The organism is Caballeronia sp. EK (assembly GCF_014384845.1).
Lineage (GTDB): Bacteria > Pseudomonadota > Gammaproteobacteria > Burkholderiales > Burkholderiaceae > Caballeronia > Caballeronia jiangsuensis.
In genome coordinates this window covers 41587-60638 of sequence record NZ_JACSUE010000009.1, presented here as the reverse complement: position 1 = coordinate 60638, position 19052 = coordinate 41587, and the positions used below count along the sequence as shown (strand labels likewise).

At 63.0% G+C, this 19052-nt stretch carries 22 protein-coding genes and 1 tRNA gene; 15 read left to right on the top strand and 8 right to left on the bottom strand.

Annotation, left to right across the window (positions count from 1 at the left end; translation table 11 throughout):
* Positions 1 to 38 precede the first annotated feature (38 nt).
* The 5 genes from IAG25_RS26210 to IAG25_RS26190 all read left to right on the top strand — a co-directional run bounded on the left by IAG25_RS26210 (position 39) and on the right by IAG25_RS26190 (position 3587).
* On the top strand, positions 39 to 305 hold the full coding sequence (locus IAG25_RS26210) for a hypothetical protein (RefSeq protein ID WP_187607435.1): 267 nt from the start codon (positions 39 to 41) through the stop codon (positions 303 to 305).
* A 32-nt stretch (positions 306 to 337) separates the two neighbouring features.
* Entirely contained in the window at positions 338 to 793 is a 456-nt protein-coding gene (gene ptsN / locus IAG25_RS26205; RefSeq protein ID WP_187607434.1) for a PTS IIA-like nitrogen regulatory protein PtsN, read from the top strand.
* Positions 794 to 978: 185 nt separating this feature from the next.
* Positions 979 to 1947 carry an HPr(Ser) kinase/phosphatase gene (gene hprK, locus IAG25_RS26200; RefSeq protein ID WP_008351692.1) on the top strand — a complete coding sequence of 323 codons (969 nt, stop codon included), beginning with the start codon at positions 979 to 981 and terminating at the stop codon, positions 1945 to 1947.
* A gap of 75 nt (positions 1948 to 2022) precedes the next feature.
* Positions 2023 to 2895: an RNase adapter RapZ gene (rapZ, locus tag IAG25_RS26195; protein ID WP_187607433.1), complete on the top strand. Its 873-nt coding sequence runs from the start codon at positions 2023 to 2025 to the stop codon at positions 2893 to 2895.
* Between the two features lie 59 nt (positions 2896 to 2954).
* On the top strand, positions 2955 to 3587 hold the full coding sequence (locus tag IAG25_RS26190; RefSeq protein ID WP_187607432.1) for an LON peptidase substrate-binding domain-containing protein: 633 nt from the start codon (positions 2955 to 2957) through the stop codon (positions 3585 to 3587).
* Here the strand turns inward: IAG25_RS26190 and mutY are convergent.
* Both mutY and mutM read right to left on the bottom strand, forming a co-directional pair.
* Positions 3584 to 4645, bottom strand: coding sequence for an A/G-specific adenine glycosylase (mutY, locus tag IAG25_RS26185; RefSeq protein WP_187607431.1), 1062 nt, complete (start codon positions 4643 to 4645; stop codon positions 3584 to 3586). The two genes, IAG25_RS26190 and mutY, sit on opposite strands and share 4 nt — an antisense overlap.
* Before the next feature lie 6 nt (positions 4646 to 4651).
* A complete protein-coding gene (gene mutM / locus IAG25_RS26180; RefSeq protein WP_035497587.1) occupies positions 4652 to 5482 on the bottom strand; it encodes a bifunctional DNA-formamidopyrimidine glycosylase/DNA-(apurinic or apyrimidinic site) lyase in 831 nt (276 codons plus the stop codon).
* 85 nt (positions 5483 to 5567) lie between these two features.
* On the opposite strand from mutM, the gene IAG25_RS26175 reads away from it, so the two are divergent.
* The 8 genes from IAG25_RS26175 (at position 5568) to hisC (ending at position 12650) form a co-directional block, all read left to right on the top strand.
* The gene (locus IAG25_RS26175; RefSeq protein WP_035497585.1) at positions 5568 to 7427 is read left to right on the top strand and encodes a tetratricopeptide repeat protein; all 1860 of its coding nucleotides are present in this window, start codon (positions 5568 to 5570) and stop codon (positions 7425 to 7427) included.
* On the top strand, positions 7427 to 8053 hold the full coding sequence (gene lolB, locus IAG25_RS26170) for a lipoprotein insertase outer membrane protein LolB (RefSeq protein ID WP_187607430.1): 627 nt from the start codon (positions 7427 to 7429) through the stop codon (positions 8051 to 8053). Before IAG25_RS26175 ends, lolB begins: the two co-directional genes overlap by 1 nt.
* A gap of 19 nt (positions 8054 to 8072) precedes the next feature.
* Positions 8073 to 8954 carry a 4-(cytidine 5'-diphospho)-2-C-methyl-D-erythritol kinase gene (gene ispE, locus IAG25_RS26165; protein ID WP_187607429.1) on the top strand — a complete coding sequence of 294 codons (882 nt, stop codon included), beginning with the start codon at positions 8073 to 8075 and terminating at the stop codon, positions 8952 to 8954.
* Between the two features lie 54 nt (positions 8955 to 9008).
* Positions 9009 to 9085 (top strand) — tRNA-Gln (locus IAG25_RS26160).
* A 50-nt stretch (positions 9086 to 9135) separates the two neighbouring features.
* Complete coding sequence (locus tag IAG25_RS26155; RefSeq protein WP_035497580.1) at positions 9136 to 10089, top strand: ribose-phosphate pyrophosphokinase; 954 nt, start codon at positions 9136 to 9138, stop codon at positions 10087 to 10089.
* Between the two features lie 151 nt (positions 10090 to 10240).
* Positions 10241 to 10861, top strand: coding sequence for a 50S ribosomal protein L25/general stress protein Ctc (locus IAG25_RS26150; RefSeq protein WP_187607428.1), 621 nt, complete (start codon positions 10241 to 10243; stop codon positions 10859 to 10861).
* Between the two features lie 105 nt (positions 10862 to 10966).
* The gene (pth, locus tag IAG25_RS26145; protein WP_035497577.1) at positions 10967 to 11569 is read left to right on the top strand and encodes an aminoacyl-tRNA hydrolase; all 603 of its coding nucleotides are present in this window, start codon (positions 10967 to 10969) and stop codon (positions 11567 to 11569) included.
* 13 nt (positions 11570 to 11582) lie between these two features.
* A complete protein-coding gene (hisC, locus tag IAG25_RS26140) occupies positions 11583 to 12650 on the top strand; it encodes a histidinol-phosphate transaminase (protein WP_187607427.1) in 1068 nt (355 codons plus the stop codon).
* Between the two features lie 12 nt (positions 12651 to 12662).
* On the opposite strand, the gene IAG25_RS26135 is transcribed toward hisC, so the two are convergent.
* The 3 genes from IAG25_RS26135 to rsmD form a co-directional block, all read right to left on the bottom strand.
* The gene (locus tag IAG25_RS26135; RefSeq protein ID WP_035497576.1) at positions 12663 to 12920 is read right to left on the bottom strand and encodes a YfhL family 4Fe-4S dicluster ferredoxin; all 258 of its coding nucleotides are present in this window, start codon (positions 12918 to 12920) and stop codon (positions 12663 to 12665) included.
* Positions 12921 to 13004: 84 nt separating this feature from the next.
* A complete protein-coding gene (gene coaD, locus IAG25_RS26130; RefSeq protein ID WP_035497575.1) occupies positions 13005 to 13511 on the bottom strand; it encodes a pantetheine-phosphate adenylyltransferase in 507 nt (168 codons plus the stop codon).
* A gap of 99 nt (positions 13512 to 13610) precedes the next feature.
* Positions 13611 to 14237, bottom strand: a complete 627-nt coding sequence (gene rsmD / locus IAG25_RS26125) for a 16S rRNA (guanine(966)-N(2))-methyltransferase RsmD (RefSeq protein WP_187607614.1) — start codon at positions 14235 to 14237, stop codon at positions 13611 to 13613.
* 231 nt (positions 14238 to 14468) lie between these two features.
* Here rsmD and ftsY point away from each other — a divergent pair, with 231 nt between their 5' ends.
* The gene (gene ftsY, locus IAG25_RS26120; RefSeq protein WP_187607426.1) at positions 14469 to 15701 is read left to right on the top strand and encodes a signal recognition particle-docking protein FtsY; all 1233 of its coding nucleotides are present in this window, start codon (positions 14469 to 14471) and stop codon (positions 15699 to 15701) included.
* Positions 15702 to 15734: 33 nt separating this feature from the next.
* On the opposite strand, the gene IAG25_RS26115 is transcribed toward ftsY, so the two are convergent.
* From IAG25_RS26115 to IAG25_RS26105, 3 genes are read right to left on the bottom strand one after another with little or no spacing between them, the layout of a single operon-like run.
* Positions 15735 to 16367: a LysE/ArgO family amino acid transporter gene (locus IAG25_RS26115; protein WP_187607425.1), complete on the bottom strand. Its 633-nt coding sequence runs from the start codon at positions 16365 to 16367 to the stop codon at positions 15735 to 15737.
* Positions 16364 to 17008: a maleylacetoacetate isomerase gene (gene maiA, locus IAG25_RS26110; protein ID WP_187607424.1), complete on the bottom strand. Its 645-nt coding sequence runs from the start codon at positions 17006 to 17008 to the stop codon at positions 16364 to 16366. Before maiA ends, IAG25_RS26115 begins: the two co-directional genes overlap by 4 nt.
* The gene (locus IAG25_RS26105; protein ID WP_187607423.1) at positions 17005 to 17703 is read right to left on the bottom strand and encodes a fumarylacetoacetate hydrolase family protein; all 699 of its coding nucleotides are present in this window, start codon (positions 17701 to 17703) and stop codon (positions 17005 to 17007) included. Before IAG25_RS26105 ends, maiA begins: the two co-directional genes overlap by 4 nt.
* 328 nt (positions 17704 to 18031) lie before the next feature.
* On the opposite strand from IAG25_RS26105, the gene ybiB reads away from it, so the two are divergent.
* Complete coding sequence (gene ybiB, locus IAG25_RS26100) at positions 18032 to 19024, top strand: DNA-binding protein YbiB (protein WP_187607422.1); 993 nt, start codon at positions 18032 to 18034, stop codon at positions 19022 to 19024.
* The last annotated feature ends 28 nt before the right edge of the window (positions 19025 to 19052 follow it).

The window sequence follows — 19052 nt, the reverse complement described above, 5'->3', positions numbered from 1 at the left end:
AGGAAGTCCTCGACTATCCGGAAACGATCGATCCGGGCATGCACCAAACCGAAGCCGCCCCCGACTGGCGGCTTTTTTGTTGGATTTTCGCCGTAGAGAGCCGCAAGACATTGATTTTCAGGGCTTTGTCCTGCACATTGGATCGCAAATCGGTGCAATTGCGCGGCGCACCATCGGGCAGTACCCTGTTCTATAATGATCCGGTTATTTTCGGGGTCGCACGACAGGCACGCTGCAGGGAACGCCGCCAGCGCACTTTCCGTATCACCATCGCCGTGAGCGCTTTCAGACAGCGGCCACGATGAGGAGCTATCAGGCCACGCATCAGCCTGCCAACATGAATCGTTTAGCCAAATTTCTTCCCCTCGAGAACGTGGTTCTCGGATTGTCCGTTACCAGCAAGAAACGCGTATTCGAGCAAGCGGGCCTGATTTTCGAGAACCAGAACGGCATCGCACGCAGTACCGTCACCGACAATCTCTTCGCGCGTGAGCGTCTCGGCTCGACCGGCCTCGGCGAAGGCGTCGCGATTCCGCACGGCCGCATCAAGGGGCTGAAGCAACCGCTCGCCGCCTTCGTGCGCCTGGCCGAACCCGTCGCGTTCGAATCGCCCGACGGCCAGCCGGTCTCTCTGCTCATCTTCCTGCTCGTGCCCGAGCAGGCAACGCAGCAGCATCTTGAAATTCTCTCGGAGATCGCGCAACTGCTCTCCGACAGCGAGGCGCGCGAGCGCCTGCACAAGGAAGAAAATCGTGAGGCGCTTTATCAAGTGCTCACGCAATGGCAACCGTAACAGCCACCCGAATCTAGCGATACGCGTCGGAGGCGCGTCCGTGCAGCTTTCGCGCCGGGCGCGCCTCGCTTACGTAGAGCTTCTGGGGCACAATCGGTCAAACGCGGCGCCATGCGGCGTACTGAAGCGACCCGCTTCGTCGTTACGCAAAGGCTGCTCCCGGCTTCCAACGGAGTTCCGGTCTCATGGATACGTCCAGCATCAACGCTCAAAGCATTTTTGACGACAACGCCGCCGCTCTGAAGCTCAGTTGGCTCACCGGGCACGAAGGCTGGGAACGCGGCTTTTCGAGCGAGACGGTCGCAAACGCGACGTCGAGCGCCGATCTCGTCGGCCACCTGAACCTGATTCACCCGAACCGTATCCAGGTGCTCGGCGACGCCGAGATCAACTACTACCAACGCCAGTCCGACGAAGACCGTTCGCGCCACATGGCCGAATTGATCGCGCTCGAACCGCCGTTTCTCGTCGTCGCGGGCGAAGTCGGCGCGCCGCCGGAACTCGTTCTGCGCTGCACGCGTTCGTCGACGCCGCTTTTCACGACGCGCATGTCCGCGGCGGCCGTGATCGACAGCCTGCGCGCGTACATGTCGCGCATTCTCGCGCCGCGCGCGACGCTGCATGGCGTGTTCATCGACATCCTCGGCATGGGCGTGCTGCTCACCGGCGACTCCGGTCTCGGCAAGAGCGAACTCGGGCTGGAACTCATCAGCCGCGGCCACGGTCTCGTGGCGGATGACGCCGTCGATTTCGTGCGCCTCGGCCCCGATTTCGTCGAAGGGCGCTGCCCGCCTCTCTTGCAGAATCTGCTCGAAGTGCGCGGCCTGGGCCTGCTCGACATCAAGACGATCTTCGGTGAAACCGCCGTGCGCCGGAAGATGAAGCTCAAACTGATCGTGCAGCTCGTGCGCCGGCCGGATGGCGAATTCCAGCGCCTGCCGCTCGAAAGTCAGACCGTCGATGTGCTCGGCCTGCCGATCAGCAAGGTGACGATTCAGGTCGCGGCGGGCCGCAACCTCGCCGTGCTGGTCGAGGCGGCGGTGCGCAACACGATCCTGCAACTGCGCGGCATCGATACTTTGCGCGACTTCATGGACCGTCAGCGCCTCGCGATGCAGGACCCCGACAGCCAGTTTCCCGGCAAGCTGATCTGACCGCGGAACGTCGCGCGTGCCGAAACGAATCGGGCGCAGGTGCTAAGCTAAGAGAAAGCGAATCCCTCGAGACCCATGCGTATCATCCTGATCACCGGCATATCCGGTTCCGGCAAGTCCGTCGCGCTGAACGCCCTGGAAGACGGCGGATACTATTGCGTCGACAACCTGCCGCCGCGCTTTCTTCCCGAACTCGCCGGCTATCTGGCGAAAGAAGGCCAGACGCGTCTCGCCGTCGCGATCGACGCGCGTTCGAGCCACTCGCTCGACGACGTACCGGCCATCATCCGCAAGCTTTCGGACGATTACGACCTGCGCGTGCTGTTCCTCAACGCGAGCACGCAGTCGCTGATTCAGCGCTTCTCCGAGACGCGCCGGCGTCACCCGCTGTCCGGCCCGCCGATGCGCGAAGCCGATGTCGGCGTGCTGAACTCGCTCGCCGAAGCGATCGAGCGTGAGCGCGAACTGGTTGCGGGCCTCGCGGAGTACGGCCATCAGATCGACACGAGCAACCTGCGCGCGAACGTGCTGCGCGCATGGGTCAAGCGCTTCGTCGAGACGGACGCTGCCGATCTCACGCTGATGTTCGAATCGTTCGGTTTCAAGCGCGGCGTGCCGCTCGACGCCGATCTCGTGTTCGACGTGCGCACGCTGCCCAATCCGTATTACGACCGCGAGTTGCGCCCGTTCACGGGCCTCGACAAGCCGATCATCGATTTCCTTTCCGCGCAGCCGCTCGTGGGCGAGATGATCGACGACATCGGCGCGTTCGTCGGCAAATGGCTGCCGCGTTTTCGCGACGACAACCGCAGCTATCTCACCGTCGCGATCGGCTGCACGGGCGGGCAGCATCGCTCGGTGTTCATCGCGGAGGCGCTCGCCGCGCGCTTTTGCGAGACGGCAAATGTGATCGTGCGGCATCGTGACGCGCCCATCCCGGCTGGGTGACAGCGCGCCTCACACGCGAACCCGATCGCCGCGCCGGCGGTCCACCCTGGAGGGGCGCGATGTCTTCGAATCCCATTCTGGCTGACTTGCCGCTGTTTCCGCTTCACACCGTGCTGTTTCCCGGCGGCCTGCTGCCGCTCAAGATTTTCGAAGCGCGCTATCTGGATATGGCGCGCGAGTGTCTGCGCGAGAAAACGCCGTTCGGCGTGTGTCTGCTAAAGAGCGGGCACGAAGTCGCGTCGCCGGGCGATCCGTCGGTGCCGGAGAACATCGGCTGTCTTGCCGAGATTTCGGAATGCGATGTCGATACCTTCGGCCTACTGCTCGTTCAGGCACGCGGCACCGAGCGCTTCAGGCTGACGGATCATCGTGTGGAGCCGAGCAATCTGCTCGTCGGCACGGCGGAGTTGCTGGGCGACGATCAGCCGCTGCGCGGCGTGGAAGCGCTCGCGAAGTTCGGCGCGTGCGCGGAAGTGCTGGAGCGCATCATCGATACGATCAGGGAGCGCGAGCCGCAAAACCTGCCGTTCGTCGAGCCATATCTATTCGACGATCCCACCTGGGTATCCAACCGCCTCGCCGAAATCCTGCCGATCCCGATGCGCGCCCGCCAGAAGCTCATGGAACTGACGGACGCCGGCGCGCGTATCGACGTGGTGCATCACTACATGCAGCATCATCAACTGCTTTAGATGAGCGAGCCGCTCAGCGCGTCGATCAGCTTGCGCACGGGCGCGGGCACGCCGTAGGCGTCGATCTTGGCTAGCGGCGCCCAGACGCTTTCCGCGCTCATCAACTCGCGCGGCGCGTTGCGCGCTTCGCCGAGACGCGGCTCGATATCCAGCTTGAAGTGCGTGAAGGTGTGAGAGAGCGGCGCGAGACGCTGAAGATGTTCGTCGGCGCCGAGATCGCGCGCGACTTCCGCCAGCGCGGCTTCGTCGGCGGCCTCGGGCAGACTCCACAGTCCGCCCCATATGCCCATCGACGGACGCTTTTGCAAAAGAATCGAATCGCCGTCCTGCAGGATCAGCATCCATGTCTTGCGCGTCGGCACGGCTTTCTTCGGGCGTGCGGCGGGCAGCTCGCGCTGGCGTCCTTCGACCTTCGCCACACAATCCGATGCGAACGGACAGCGCGCGCAATCCGGCTTGCCGCGCACGCACAGCGTTGCGCCGAGGTCCATCAGGCCTTGGGTGTAGGCGGTCACATCGTCCTTGTTCGCCGCGTCCGGCAGCAGCGATTCGGCGAGCGCCCACATCGCATTCTCTACGCGCTTTTCCCCCGGAAATCCCTCGACGCCGAAGACACGCGCGAGCACGCGCTTCACGTTGCCGTCGAGAATCGTCGCGCGCGCGCCGAACGCGAACGACGCGATCGCCGCCGCCGTCGAGCGTCCGATGCCCGGCAGCATCGCGAGCGCATCGACGGTCTGCGGAAACGCGCCGCCATGCTCGTGCGCGACGACCTGCGCGCAGCGATGGAGATTGCGCGCGCGCGAGTAGTAGCCGAGCCCGGCCCAGAGCGCCATGACGTCGTCGATGGGCGCGTCGGCGAGCGCCGTCACCGTCGGAAAGCGTTCGAGAAACCGCGCGTAATACGGGATGACCGTCGAAACCTGCGTCTGCTGCAGCATGATCTCCGACAGCCAGATGCGATACGCATCGCGCGTGTTCTGCCACGGCAGTTCGTGGCGGCCGTGAATGCGTTGCCACGCGATGAGGCGCGACGAAAAATCGGTGAGAGCGAGCATCGGAAATTAGCGTTGGCAGCGCGGGCAGAAGTAAGTCGAGCGCTGTCCCTGGACGATTTGTTTGATCGCCGTTCCACAGACGTGGCACGGCAAGCCCGCGCGATCATAGACGAAATAGTCGAGCTGAAAGTAGCCGGACTCCCCGTTGCTGCCGACGAAATCGCGCAGCGTGCTGCCGCCCTTCTCGATCGCGGCCGCGAGCGTCACGCGAACCGCATCCGCCAGCAGATCGTAGCGCACGAGCGAGATTCGGCCCGCCGCGGTCGTCGGCCGGATGCCCGCGCGAAAGAGGCTCTCCGACGCATAGATATTCCCCACGCCCACGACGATCCCGCCCGCGAGCAGCGCCTGCTTCACCGACACCTTGCGCCCGCGCGTCGCGCGAAACAGCAGCGCGCCGGAGAATTCCGGCGAAAACGGCTCGACGCCGAGCGTCGCGAGCAGCGGATGATCGAGCACGTCGCCGTCCGCGCGCGGATGCCAGAGGATCGCGCCGAAGCGACGCGGATCGCGAAAACGAAGGATGAATTCGTCGAACACGATATCGACGTGATCGTGCTTCGCCGCTTCCGGCGGCTTCGGCACGTGACGCAGCACGCGCAATGTGCCCGTCATGCCGAGATGAACGATCAGCCATCCTTCGACGGTTTCGAACAGCAGATACTTGCCGCGCCGCTCGACCTTCTCGATCTTCAGATGATCGAGCGTCTTCGGAAGATGCTGCGGGATCGGCCAGCGCAGCGCGGGCGTGCGGACATCGACGTGCTCGACGCGCCGTCCGGCGACATACGGTTCGATTCCCCGGCGGGTGACTTCGACTTCCGGCAGTTCGGGCATTTTTCTGGAGAGAGACTTGCTGGGACGAGTGTGCCGGTATTTTAGCGACCGCGTTACAATCGACTGAAACATCGTCTGGAATTCCATGAACTCGTTCGTCATGAAGCTGTTTGCGAAGCGTCAGGCCGGCTCGACGCATTCGCTCGCCGTGCCAATGTCACGCATCGCCGGCGCCATTGCGCTCGCGATGGCTGCGCTCGCGTGCGTCCCCGCGCACGCTCAGGATCCGAACGCGACGCCCGTTCCAAGCGCCGACGATCAATCCGACGCGCAAAACGCCGCGGATCTGCTGACCGCGCCGGTCAGCGGCGCGGAGACACAGGATTTGCCGAACGTGGCAATGTCCAGCCAGATCGTGTTCCAGGTGCTGGCGGCTGAAGTCGCGTTGCAGCGCGGCCAGCCGGCGCCTGCATTCCAGACTTATCTCTCGCTTGCCCGCGACACGCACGATCCGCGTTTCGCGCAGCGCGCGACCGAAATCGCGATCGCGGCGCAAAGCCCGAACGACGCGCTGACGTCGGCGCAACTCTGGCAGCAGTTCGCGCCGCATTCGGATCGCGCGGCGCAATTGAGCGCATCGCTTCTGATCGTAAGCGGCAAGCCGGAAGACGCGAAGCCCACGCTCGAACGCGAGCTCGCGAAGGTCTCGCCCGATCAGCGCGGCGAAGCCATCATTTCGTTGCAGAGCCTGCTCGCGCGTGGACCGAATCGCATCGGCGGGCTTAACGTGCTGAAGGATCTGACGCAAAACGATCAGAACCGGCCGGAGGCGCAACTCGCGCTCGCGCGCCAGCAACTGATCGCGGACGATCAGCCCGGCGCGAAGGCTTCGCTCGAAAAAGCATTGCAACTCAAGCCGGACTATCTGCCCGCCGCGCTGACGCTCGCGCGCATGGGTCCGGAAGAACGCAAGGAAGGCATCGCTTCGTTCGAGAAATATCTCGACAAGAATCCGAAATCGCATGATGCACGGCTCGCGCTCGCGCAGTTGTACCTGTCTTCCGACAGGCTCGACGACGCGCAGAAGCAGTTCGAGATCATGCGCAAGAACGATCCGAAGGACCTGACGCCGCTCATGGCGCTCGCGCTCATCAACATTCAGAAGAAACAGTTCGACAAGGCGCAGGACTTTCTGAATCTCTACGCGAAGACGGCGGAAAGTACGCCGGGCGCGGATCCCGGCCAGGCGTACATCTATCTCGCGCAACTGGCGCTCGAGCAAAAAGACGAGGCGGCTGCGAGCCAGTGGCTCGACAAGATTCCGCGCACGAGCCAGCAATATCTGCCCGCGCAGATCACGCGCGCGCAACTGCTCGCGAAGCAAGGCAAGGTAGACGACGCGCGTGCGCTGCTCGGCAGCCTGCAAAGCTCCGATCCGCGCGATCTCGCGCTGCTCGCGCGCACCGATTCGGCCATTCTCTTCGAGGCGCATCGCTACAAGGAAGCAGAGGAAAATCTCGCCAAGGCGGTGGCCGCATTCCCCGACGATCCCGATCTCGTCTACGACTACGCGATGGCCGCCGAAAAGAACGGCCATTACGACGTGATGGAGACGCAGTTGCGCACGCTGATGCGCACGCAGCCGACCAATCCGCAGGCCTACAACGCGCTCGGCTATTCGCTCGTCGATCGCAATCAGCGGCTCGACGAAGCGGTGAAACTGATCGAGAAGGCGGTTTCGCTCGCGCCGAACGACGCGTTCATCATGGACAGCCTCGGCTGGGCGCGTTTCCGTCAGGGCAACGCGGCCGAAGCGGAGAAGATTCTCAAGAACGCGTACAACCTGCAGCCGAATGCCGAAATCGGCGCGCATCTCGGCGAAGTCCAATGGAAATCCGGGCAGCAGGATCAGGCGCGCGCGACTTGGCGGCAGGCGCAAAAGCTCGAACCTGACAACGATACGCTCGTCAAAACGCTAAAACGACTCCAGGTAAACGACCTTTGATGGCATTCGATTTTCTCGCCGGCGCATCGCTTCGACGCGGCGCGCTCGGCATCGCGGCAGCTGCCGCGCTGGTGATGTCGGGTTGCGCGCTACAGCCGCGCGTCCCCACGACAACGAACGCATCCACCTCGCTCGCGACGCAGACGAGCCGTGAATATCACGGACGCTTCGCCGTGCAGTACAACGATCAGAACGGCACGCAGCGCAACGCGTACGGCAATTTCGACTGGCAGGAAACGGGCGATACGGTCACGCTGCAGTTGCGCAATCCGCTCGGCCAGACGATGGCGATCGTGACGTCCTCGCCGTCGCTCGCCACGCTCGAATTGCCCAACCGGCAGCCGGTGAGCGCCGACAACGTCTCCCTGCTGATGCAGAACACGCTCGGTTTCGCGCTGCCGGTCGAAGGCCTGCGCTACTGGCTGCAGCCGTCGGCCGCGCCGAGTTCGCGCGCGCAGACAACGCTGGATCCGGAATCGAACAACGGCCGTCCGAAGGAAATCAGGCAGGACGGATGGACGATCGACTATCTGGCCTACGCCGATGCGCCCGCGACGGGCGTGAAGCGCGTGAATCTCTCGCGCAACGAACCGCCGCTCGACATCAAGCTCGTGCTCGATCAATAACTTCGTAGTCGCATCACGCATGTCCTCATCCAACGATTCGCTCCGTGACTGCCTCGCGCCCGCGAAGCTGAACCTTTTCCTGCACATCACGGGCCGCCGTCCGGATGGATATCACTTGCTGCAGACCGTCTTCCAGTTGCTCGACTGGGGCGATCGTCTGCATTTCAAGCGACGCGACGACGGCGCGATTACGCGCAAGACCGACATACCGGGCGTGCCCGAAGCCGACGATCTCGTCGTGCGGGCGGCGCGGCTGCTGCAACAGCACACGGGCACGAAGCACGGCGTAGAAATCGAGATCGACAAGCGTCTGCCGATGGGCGCAGGCCTCGGCGGAGGCAGTTCCGACGCGGCCACAACTCTTTTGGCGTTAAATCGACTCTGGGGTGTTGATCTTTCGCGTGAGATTCTGCAGAATCTCGGCCTGCAACTCGGCGCGGACGTGCCGTTTTTTGTCTTCGGGCAAAATGCATTCGCAGAGGGTGTAGGCGAGGCGCTTCAGGCAGTCGATCTGCCCAAACGCTTCTTCCTGGTAGTCACACCCAATGTTCACGTCCCGACCGCGGCGATTTTTTCGGAAAAAGCCTTGACAAGGGATACGAAAGTCGCCAAAATGATGGACTTTCTTGCAACGCAAAGGTCAGACGCAAACTGGCCGGACAGCTTCGGTCGAAATGACATGCAGGCTGTAGTTGCAGAAAAGTACGCGGAAGTTGCACAGGTGCTCGAGTGGTTTTCCAATCTCGCACCGGCGCGAATGACCGGATCTGGAGCAAGCGTGTTTGCCGCTTTCCCCAGCCGAGCCGAAGCAGAAATGGCGCAAGTCAAACTGCCGGCAAGCTGGAAGAGCGTGGTAACGGCAAGTCTGGATTCTCATCCTCTCTTCGCTTTCGCGTCATAGGTTTTGTTTTGTCGGGCATGTCCTACACTTCCCGGCAAGACTCAAAGTTAGTGTAGGGGAGTCGCCAAGTTGGTCAAGGCACCGGATTTTGATTCCGGCATGCGAGGGTTCGAGTCCTTCCTCCCCTGCCATTCTTTTTCTCGCGTTTTTCCTCTCGCCTCCAGCCGCAGACAGGTGCACGATGAGCAGTGACGGCCTGATGGTTTTTACTGGCAACGCAAATCCCGCGCTTGCTCAGGAAGTCGTCAAAATCCTTGGAATTCCTCTCGGTAAAGCGATGGTCAGCCGTTTCTCTGACGGCGAGATCATGGTCGAGATTCAGGAAAACGTTCGGGGCAAAGACGTATTCGTTCTGCAGTCCACCTGCGCTCCCACGAACGACAACCTGATGGAACTGATGATCATGGTCGATGCGCTCAAACGCGCATCCGCTGGCCGGATCACCGCAGCCATCCCCTACTTCGGCTATGCGCGCCAGGACCGCCGTCCGCGTTCCGCGCGAGTGGCCATCTCGGCGAAGGTCGTCGCGAACATGCTGGAAATTGCCGGCGTCGATCGCGTGATCACCATGGACCTTCACGCCGACCAGATTCAAGGCTTCTTCGACATCCCCGTCGACAACATCTACGCTACGCCCGTCCTTCTCGGCGATCTGCGCAAGCAGAATCATGATCATCTGCTGGTCGTGTCGCCGGACGTGGGCGGCGTGGTGCGCGCGCGTGCGCTCGCCAAGCAGTTGAACACCGACCTCGCGATCATCGACAAGCGTCGTCCGAAGGCGAATGTCGCCGAAGTGATGAACATCATCGGTGAAGTGGAAGGACGCACCTGCGTGATCATGGACGACATGGTCGATACCGCCGGCACGCTGTGCAAGGCCGCGCAAGTGCTGAAGGATCGCGGCGCGAAGCAGGTCTTCGCGTATGCCACGCACCCGGTGCTGTCGGGTGGCGCGGGCGAACGCATCGCGGCGTCGCAACTGGACGAGCTGGTCGTCACGGACACCATTCCGCTGTCGTCCGAATCGCTCGCGTGCCCGAAGATCCGTCTGCTGTCGAGCGCGGGTCTGCTCGCCGAGACATTCTCCAGAATCCGGCGCGGCGACTCGGTGATGTCGCTCTTCGCCGAAGGTTAAACAGAATTGAGCAAGTAACGCGAGGCGCATGCTTCGCGTTTTTGCATGATCGGCGTGAACGAACGAAGGTTCGCGTCGCTTGTTGTGGGATCACACATTTTCGATGATCCCGGTTTCCCTGCCTGGTCGCGGGCAGATATAGGAGTGAAACATGAAAGTCGTCGCTTTCGAGCGTAGCAAGCAAGGTACGGGTGCGAGCCGCCGCCTGCGTAACTCGGGCAAGACCCCGGGTATCGTGTACGGTGGTGAAACGGACGTTCAACTGGTCGAACTCGATCACAACGCCCTTTGGCACGCCCTGAAGAAAGAAGTTTTCCACTCGTCGATTCTCGATCTGGAAGTGGCCGGCCAGTCGCAACAGGTTCTGCTGCGCGACGTGCAATACCACCCGTTCAAGCAGCTCGTGCTGCACGTGGACTTCCAGCGCGTCGACGCGAAGAAGAAGCTGCACACCAAGGTGCCGCTGCACTTCATGAACCAGGAAACCAACCCGGCCGTGAAGCTGGCGGGCGCGGTGATCTCGCACGTCGTGACGGAACTGGAAGTGGAATGCCTGCCGGCAGACCTGCCTGAGTTTCTGGAAATCGATCTGGCGAAGATCGAAGCCGGTCAGACGATGCACGCGAAGGACATCCCGTTGCCGAAGGGCGTGAGCCTGACGGTTTCCGTCGAAGCGGAAAACCCGGTGGTGGCCTCGGCTACCGTTCCGGCCGCTGTCGTGTCGGAAGGGGCTGGCGAAGTTGCTGAAGGCGAAAAGCCGGCGGCCGAGTAAGCACGCGGAATACCGCTATCCTCTCGATCCGTTCGCAAGAACGGTCGACGTGACCCGCCGGCGCGCAAGCCCCGGCGGGTTTTTTTTCGTTCTACATGACTCGACATGATCAAGCTGATCGTCGGCCTGGGCAATCCGGGCGCCGAATACACCGCGACGCGGCATAACGCGGGCTTCTGGTTCGTCGACCAGTTCGCGCGCGACGCCGGCGCGACGCTGCGCGACGAGCGCCGCTTTCACGGTTTCTACGGCAAGGGGCGTCTGCACGGCCACGAAGTGCATCTGCTCGAACCGCAGACGTTCATGAACCGCTCGGGACAATCGGTGGTCGCGCTCGCGCAGTTTTTCAAGATTCTGCCCGACGAGATTCTCGTCGCGCACGACGAACTCGATCTGCCGCCCGGCACCGTCAAGATGAAACTCGGCGGCGGCAGCGGCGGACATAACGGACTGAAGGATATTTCCGCGCACCTTTCTTCGCAGCAATACTGGCGGTTGCGCATCGGCATCGGACATCCGCGCGATCTCATTCCCGAAGGCGCGCGCGCGGGTGCGAAGCCCGATGTCGCGAACTTCGTGCTCAAGCCGCCGCGCCGCGAGGAACAGGATGTGATCGATCAGTCCATCGAGCGCGCGCTCGCCGTGATGCCCTTTGTCGTCGCAGGCGAAACCGAGCGTGCGATGATGAACCTGCACCGCAACTCTTGATTTGGAGCCGACCTTGAGCCGTTTCTGGAGCGATATCGTCCATCGTCTGACGCCTTATGTGCCGGGCGAGCAACCCGCGCTGGCACATCCCGTCAAGCTCAACACGAACGAGAACCCGTACCCGCCGTCGCCGCGTGTCGTCGAAGCGATTCGGCGCGAGCTCGGCGAGGATGGCGCGTCGCTGCGCAAATATCCCGATCCGACCGCGCGCGCGTTGCGCGAAACGGTTGCGAAGCATCATGGGTTGCGTATCGAGCAGGTGTTCGCCGGCAACGGTTCCGACGAAGTGCTCGCGCACGCGTTCCAGGCGCTGCTGAAGCACGACAAGCCGATTTCTTTCCCCGACATCACCTACAGCTTTTATCCGGTCTACGCGCAGCTTTACGGCGTCGCCTACGAGACCGTGCCTTTGAATGCGGATTTCGCAATCGATGTCGATGATTACCGTGCGCCCAGCGGCGGAGTGCTGCTACCGAATCCGAATGCGCCGACGGGTCGCGCGCTGCCGCTTTCGGAAATCGAAGTCCTGCTGAAAGCGAATCCGGACGCGCCTGTGATCATCGATGAAGCGTATGTCGATTTCGGCGCGGAATCGGCCGTGAATCTGATCGATGCGTATCCGAACCTGCTCGTCGTGCAGACGACTTCGAAGGCACGTTCGCTGGCGGGTATGCGCGTAGGCTTCGCGTTCGGCGATCCGGCGCTGATCGAAGCGCTCACGCGCGTGAAGGACAGCTTCAACTCGTATCCGCTCGATCGCCTCGCGCAGGTGGCGGCGCTCGCATCGTACGAGGATCAGGCGTGGTTCGAAGAAGGCTGCGCGAAGGTCATCGCGAGCCGCGAGAAACTGACCGCGCAACTGCAGACGCTCGGCTTCGACGTGGTGCCGTCCGCCGCCAACTTCGTGTTCGCGAAGCATCCCGCACACGATGCCGCGGCACTCGCCGCCGCGCTCAAGGCGAAAGAGATTTTCGTGCGTCACTTCAAGTTGCCGCGCATCGATCAGCATCTGCGCATCTCGATCGGCACGCCCGCCGAATGCGATGCGCTCGTCGCCGCCCTGACCGGGCTGATTGGATAAAACGCGAAGGGCTTACTGGCCCTTCGCCGCCATCAGCGCGTGGTACTTGGTCATCAACTGCTCAGGCGTCTCGACGTGCGCCGGGTCGCGCGGAATGCATTCCACGGGGCACACCTGCTGGCACTGCGGTTCGTCGAAATGGCCGACGCATTCCGTGCATTTGTTCGGGTCGATCACGTAGATGTCGGGACCCATCGAAATGGCGTCGTTCGGGCACTCGGGCTCGCAAACGTCGCAGTTGATGCACTCGTCGGTAATGATCAAAGACATGCTTCACTCTCTTGCGCCGGTTTCGAGTCCGGCATGACGCCCGCGCGCGACGTTCAATAACGACGAAGCGCACGGGCCCGGCGCTCAGGGCGCCGCGGGATCCTTCTGCGACAGAATACCGACTTTGTCGATCAGCCGCTTTTCCACCGACGGGAACACGAACTTGCTCACGTCGCCGCCGAGCTGCGCGATCTCGCGCACGATGGTGCCGGAGATGAACTGATATTGGTCCGATGGCGTCATGAACATGGTCTCGACGTCGGGCAGCAGATAGCGATTCATCCCGGCCATCTGGAACTCGTATTCGAAATCGGACACGGCGCGCAGTCCGCGCACGATCACCCGCGCGTTGTTCTTGCGGACGAAATCCTTCAGTAGCCCGGTGAAACTGCTCACCTGTACGTTCGGATAATGCCCGAGCACGTCGTGCGCGATATCCAGCCGCTCCTGCAGCGAGAAAAACGGCTTCTTTGCCTGGCTGTGCGCGACGCCCACGACGAGCTGATCAAAAATGCTCGATGCGCGCCGGACGATGTCTTCATGCCCACGAGTGAGCGGGTCGAACGTACCCGGATACACGGCGACAACCATGAGCTTCTCCTCTTCTATTTACATTGGGCCGCGTGGCTGCGACGACCAACTCTCCCTCATTCCCCGCGAGATTGGCTGTACCAAAATCGGGAACGCGCATTATTCCTCATTTTCGCGACGCAGCAAATGATAGCGGACCGCGCCCGCCTTGCCTTCACGCACGACTGCCCAGCCGGCGAGCGCATCCATGCCTGTCAGGTCCAGCGCATCGCCGCATTCGACGTAAATCGCTCCGTCGGGCGCGACGAGCGGCGCCGTCAGTTCCAGCGCGCGCAGAAGCAACGCCTGATCGCCGAACGGCGGGTCCAGAAAGATCACGTCGAACGAGCCGCGCGCGAGGCTCGCGACGAGCCTCAGCGCATCCGCTTCCGCAACCTCGATGTTGCGCGCGCCGAGCTTCGTCTGATTCGCCCTGATCTGCGCCGCTGCCTTTCCGCTTCTTTCGACCATCACCACACGCGCCGCGCCGCGCGACGCCGCCTCGAAACCGAGCGCGCCGCTGCCCGCGAACATGTCGAGACAACGCTGACCGCTCAGATCCTGTCCGAGCCAGTTGAAGAGCGTCTCGCGCACGCGATCCGGCGTGGGCCTGAGTCCATCGAGATCGAGCACGGGCAGCGGCGTGCGTTTCCACTCTCCGCCGATGATGCGGATCGTGTGCGGTTTGCCTCCGCGCGATGGCGTATGGCTCGGCAAGGTGGATCGGGTAGCGGACGTGCGGGGCATAAACGGATTGTTGGAGTAGAGCGCGCCGGGCATTTTTGCCTGAAGATCAGCCGGCTCGGGCATTGAAAGCCAACGTTACCACACGCGCACGCCATGCCGGGAGCCGCACGGGCGCGGACGGCGGCGCCTGATAAAATATGCGGCTACTATCCCATCGCGCGGGCCTCGCGCGGAGCGACTCGAACGCGCGCAAGAGGCCATCGGTTCACGCGCGCATCATCGTCAAAATCCATGTTCAGCTTCTTCAAGAAATTCAAAAAGCCGGCTGACGCGCCGCCCGACGCTCCTCAGGACGAATCCGTCGAGGCCGCCGAGGACGAAGAAATCTCCGACGCCGAGCTCGAACGGCAGGCGCTTGGCGTCGTCGATACGCCGTCGGAAGAAGTGCAGCCCGAAGCGCCCCCGAAACCCGCTGCTCCCGTTGTGCACACACCGCCCGTCGAGCCTCGGACGGAAGAATCGAAGGAATACTGGCAAGGCCGCACCCAGTCGCAATGGGCGCGCGGTCCGGAAACGGATCAGGCGAACGAGGAAATCGTGCCGCCGCCCGAGGCCGATCCGGCCGCGAAAAAATCGTGGATCTCGCGTCTGCGTCACGGTCTCTCCAAGACGAGCTCCAATCTGACCGGGATTTTCGTCAGCGCGAAGATCGACGAAGACCTGTACGAAGAACTCGAAACCGCGCTGCTGATGTCCGATGCCGGCGTCGATGCAACCGAATTCCTGCTCGAATCGCTGCGTGAAAAAGTGCGCGCGGAGCGTCTGACCGACGCATCGCAAGTGAAGGCCGCGCTGCGCGAATTGCTCGTCGATCTGCTGCGCCCGCTCGAAAAATCGTTGATGCTCGGACGCGCGCAACCTCTCGTGATGATGATCGCGGGCGTGAATGGCGTCGGCAAGACGACCAGCATCGGGAAACTCGCGAAGCATCTGCAGCGCTTCAACCAGTCGGTGCTGCTCGCCGCTGGCGATACGTTCCGCGCCGCCGCGCGCGAGCAACTGACGGTCTGGGGCGAGCGCAATAACGTGATGGTGATCGCGCAGGAAAGCGGCGACGCCGCCGCCGTGATCTACGACGCAGTCGGCGCGGCGCGTGCACGCAAGATCGACGTGATGATGGCCGACACCGCCGGCCGCCTGCCGACGCAACTGCATCTGATGGAAGAACTGCGCAAGGTGCGCCGCGTGATCGCCAAAGCGATGCCCGACGCGCCGCACGAAGTCCTGCTCGTGATCGACGCGAACACGGGCCAGAATGCGCTCGCGCAGGTGAAGGCATTCGACGATGCGCTGGGTCTGACCGGCCTCGTTGTCACCAAGCTCGACGGCACTGCGAAAGGCGGTATTCTCGCCGCGATCGCGCGTCAGCGGCCCGTTCCGGTGTACTTCATCGGCGTGGGCGAGAAAGTCGAGGATTTGCAGCCGTTCAGCGCCGAAGAGTTCGCGGACGCGCTGCTCGGCTGAACCTGGAAAGGGCGTCCAGTTGGACGCCCTTTTTTATCGCGCGAATATCAGCGAAGCCGCGATCCACCACATCACGCAGCCGACGATCACATCGAGCACGCGCCACGATACGTCCTTCTCGAACCACGGCTCCAAAAGACGCGCCCCGTAGCCGAGCGCCGTGAACCAGATGACCGACGCGCACATCGCGCCCGCCGCGAACCACGCATTGCCCGGCCAACCACGCTGCGCGCCGATGCCGCCGAGCAACACCACGGTGTCCAAATAGACATGCGGATTGAGCAGCGACAGCGCGAGCACGGTGGACGCCGCGCCGAACGCCGTCTGCGAATCGTCGTCCGATGCGTTCAGATGCCCCGGTCCGCGCCACGCCGCGAGAAAAGCGCGCACGCCATACAGAAACACGAAGATCGCGCCTGCCCAGCGAATCACGTCGAGCAGAACAGGCGCACGCGCGATGAGCGCGCCCATTCCGCCGACGCCGAGCGCGATCAACAGCACGTCGATGAACGCGCAGATCGACACGACGATGCCCACGTGACGGCGCTTCAACCCCTGCCGCAACACGAACGCATTCTGCGCCCCGATCGCGACGATCAGGCTCGCTCCTAGCCCCGCACCCGACAGATAACCCGACAGCGCTCCGGCAGAATCCGCCACCGTCATTCGGCGTCCGGCTGCTGCGCCGGAGCGGCCCGTGCGAAGGCGTCGATCGTGCAGGCGTGATCCGCGATGCGCGCGATCGTCGGATACGGACTCACGTCGATGCCGAAGCGCCGCGCGTTGAATACCTGCGGCACGATGCACAGATCGGCGACGGTCGGCGTGTCGCCGAAAGTCAGCGCGCCGACGCGTTTGTCGGCGGCGAGCCGCTTTTCGAGCGACTCGAAGCCGATCTCGACCCAATGCCGGTACCACGCGTCCTTCGCTTCGTCCGGCACCTTGACCTGATGCTTCAGGTACTTCAGCACGCGCAGGTTGTCGAGCGGATGGATTTCACACGCGACCTGCATCGCGACGGAACGCACGAACGCGCGCTCGGACGGGCTTTTCGGCAGAAGCGCGGGCTCGGGATGCGTTTCCTCGAGATATTCGATGATCGCGAGGGACTGCGTGAACACGTCGTCGCCATCGACGAGAGCGGGCACGATGCCGTCCGGATTCACCGCGCGATATTCGGGCTTGAGCTGCTGCCCGCCATCGCGCAGCAAATGCACGCCGACGTAGTCGTAATCGAGCCCCTTCAGATTCAGCGCGATGCGCACGCGATACGCCGCCGAGCTGCGGAAATAGCTGTAAAGCTTCATACGACGCGCACCGAAAATTCACCGATGCCGTCGACGCCGCCCTTCAGCAGATCGCCCTTCACGACCGCGCCGACGCCTTCAGGCGTGCCGGTGAAAATGAGATCGCCGGGAAAGAGCTCGAAGAGCGTCGACAGATACGCGACGGTTTCACCCACCGACCAGATCAGTTGCGAGATGTCCGAACGCTGCTTTTCCTCGCCATTGACGGTCAGCCAGATCGCGCTCTTTTCCAGATGCCCGACCTTCGACACCGGATGAATCGGGCCGATCGGCGCCGAGCGGTCGAAGCCTTTCGCCGTGTCCCACGGACGGCCGAGCTTCTTCGCTTCGGCTTGCAGGTCGCGGCGCGTCATGTCGAGGCCGAGCGCGTAGCCGTAGATGTAATCGAGCCCTTTATCGGCGGGAATGTCCTTGCCCTGCTTGCCGATCGCGGCCACGAGCTCCATTTCGAAGTGCAGATTCTTCGTCTGCGACGGATACGGGAATTCGCCCGTCGAACCCGGCGCGACGTACAGCACGGCATCCGCGGGCTTGCTGAAGAAAAATGGCGGCTCGCGATCCGGATCGTGGCCCATTTCGCGCGCGTGGGCTTCGTAGTTGCGGCCGACGCAGTAGATGCGGCGCACCGGAAACTGCTCATTCGAACCATCGACGGGCACCGCTGCGGCCGGCGCCGGAGGAAACACGTAACTCATCCCGCTCTCCTGTTGCTGTTTTGATGTGCAGATTCATGGACGAATGCGCCAGCGCGGACGGCCGGCGAGAAAAGGGAGTGTAACGTGCGCGCGCAAATCGTGGCGAAGCTTGTCGGGCGCGGCTTTGCGAGCTTTCGGCGAGCCATCGCCGGGTCGGCGGGCGCGGCGTTATTCGTAAGCATCGGAGGAAATACGGGCGAAACGCTCGCTCGGTGCAGCTTGCCAGCGCTCGTCAAATACGGTACTCAATAAGCTTCCTGCACCTTAAAACGCGCGACGGCATCGCTCACAGTACGGAATTGAGCACCCGATCCGCCACAACTATCCGATGACCGACTCCGCTCCCCCCACTTTCGCCTGCGCGCGCTATATCAAGGAAATCGGCCGCGGGCCGAACGGCGCGCGCGCCCTCTCGCACGAGGACACCTACGCGCTCTACGAAGCGATCCTCGAAGATCGCGTCTCCGAACTCGAACTGGGCGCGGTGCTGCTTGCCTACCGCGTCAAGGGCGAGACCTCCGCCGAGCTCGCCGCCATGCTTTCCGCCGCGCATCGCTCGTTCGAGCCGCTGCATGTTCAGGATGGCCGCGAACACGCGCGCCCCGTGTCGATTCCGAGCTACAACGGCGCGCGCAAGACGCCGAATCTCGTGCCGCTCCTATCGCTTTTGCTTGCGCGCGAAGGCGTGCCGGTGCTGGTGCACGGCGTCACCGACGATCCTGGCCGCGTGACGAGCGCCGCGATTTTCGCCGAACTGGGTATCGCGCACGCGGCTTCGCACGATGAAATCGAAGACAGCCTCGCATCGCGCCGACTCGCATTCGCGCCGATCGCCGTGCTCGCGCCGAAGCTCGCCCGGCTCCTGGCGCTCAGACGCCGCATGGGCGTGCGCAATTCGACGCACACGCTCGTGAAGATCCTTCAGCCTTTCGCCGATCCGGGCCTGAGGCTCGTCAACTATACGCATCCGGAGTATCGCGAGAGTCTCACGGGACTCTTCACCGAGCATCCCGATGCGGCGGCGGGCGGCGCACTGCTCGCGCGCGGCACCGAAGGCGAAGCCGTCGCGGACACGCGCCGCCAGGTGCAGGTCGACTGGTTCCACGACGGCCACGTCGATACGCTGATCTCGCCCGAGCACTCGCAGCCGCACGCGCCGCCCATCGAACTGCCCGAAACGCTCGACGCCGCGACCACCGCGCGATGGATCGAATGCGTGCTGCGCGGCGACGTGCCGGTGCCGCCCGCAGTCGTGCGCCAGGTCGAAGTGATCGTCGATGTGGTGCGCAAACCTGTCGTCGATCAGGCAAATCCCATTTGACACGGTATTCAACGCTGGTTTAAAGTCG

Bases quoted from the DNA above. Each gene is read 5' to 3' on its own strand.
- IAG25_RS26210 (WP_187607435.1), top strand. From the start codon at position 39: ATGCACCAAACCGAAGCCGCCCCCGACTGGCGGCTTTTTTGTTGGATT.
- ptsN (WP_187607434.1), top strand. From the start codon at position 338: ATGAATCGTTTAGCCAAATTTCTTCCCCTCGAGAACGTGGTTCTCGGA.
- hprK (WP_008351692.1), top strand. From the start codon at position 979: ATGGATACGTCCAGCATCAACGCTCAAAGCATTTTTGACGACAACGCC.
- rapZ (WP_187607433.1), top strand. From the start codon at position 2,023: ATGCGTATCATCCTGATCACCGGCATATCCGGTTCCGGCAAGTCCGTC.
- IAG25_RS26190 (WP_187607432.1), top strand. From the start codon at position 2,955: ATGTCTTCGAATCCCATTCTGGCTGACTTGCCGCTGTTTCCGCTTCAC.
- mutY (WP_187607431.1), bottom strand. From the start codon at position 4,645: ATGCTCGCTCTCACCGATTTTTCGTCGCGCCTCATCGCGTGGCAACGC.
- mutM (WP_035497587.1), bottom strand. From the start codon at position 5,482: ATGCCCGAACTGCCGGAAGTCGAAGTCACCCGCCGGGGAATCGAACCG.
- IAG25_RS26175 (WP_035497585.1), top strand. From the start codon at position 5,568: ATGAACTCGTTCGTCATGAAGCTGTTTGCGAAGCGTCAGGCCGGCTCG.
- lolB (WP_187607430.1), top strand. From the start codon at position 7,427: ATGGCATTCGATTTTCTCGCCGGCGCATCGCTTCGACGCGGCGCGCTC.
- ispE (WP_187607429.1), top strand. From the start codon at position 8,073: ATGTCCTCATCCAACGATTCGCTCCGTGACTGCCTCGCGCCCGCGAAG.
- IAG25_RS26155 (WP_035497580.1), top strand. From the start codon at position 9,136: ATGAGCAGTGACGGCCTGATGGTTTTTACTGGCAACGCAAATCCCGCG.
- IAG25_RS26150 (WP_187607428.1), top strand. From the start codon at position 10,241: ATGAAAGTCGTCGCTTTCGAGCGTAGCAAGCAAGGTACGGGTGCGAGC.
- pth (WP_035497577.1), top strand. From the start codon at position 10,967: ATGATCAAGCTGATCGTCGGCCTGGGCAATCCGGGCGCCGAATACACC.
- IAG25_RS26135 (WP_035497576.1), bottom strand. From the start codon at position 12,920: ATGTCTTTGATCATTACCGACGAGTGCATCAACTGCGACGTTTGCGAG.
- coaD (WP_035497575.1), bottom strand. From the start codon at position 13,511: ATGGTTGTCGCCGTGTATCCGGGTACGTTCGACCCGCTCACTCGTGGG.
- rsmD (WP_187607614.1), bottom strand. From the start codon at position 14,237: ATGCCCCGCACGTCCGCTACCCGATCCACCTTGCCGAGCCATACGCCA.
- ftsY (WP_187607426.1), top strand. From the start codon at position 14,469: ATGTTCAGCTTCTTCAAGAAATTCAAAAAGCCGGCTGACGCGCCGCCC.
- IAG25_RS26115 (WP_187607425.1), bottom strand. From the start codon at position 16,367: ATGACGGTGGCGGATTCTGCCGGAGCGCTGTCGGGTTATCTGTCGGGT.
- maiA (WP_187607424.1), bottom strand. From the start codon at position 17,008: ATGAAGCTTTACAGCTATTTCCGCAGCTCGGCGGCGTATCGCGTGCGC.
- IAG25_RS26105 (WP_187607423.1), bottom strand. From the start codon at position 17,703: ATGAGTTACGTGTTTCCTCCGGCGCCGGCCGCAGCGGTGCCCGTCGAT.
- ybiB (WP_187607422.1), top strand. From the start codon at position 18,032: ATGACCGACTCCGCTCCCCCCACTTTCGCCTGCGCGCGCTATATCAAG.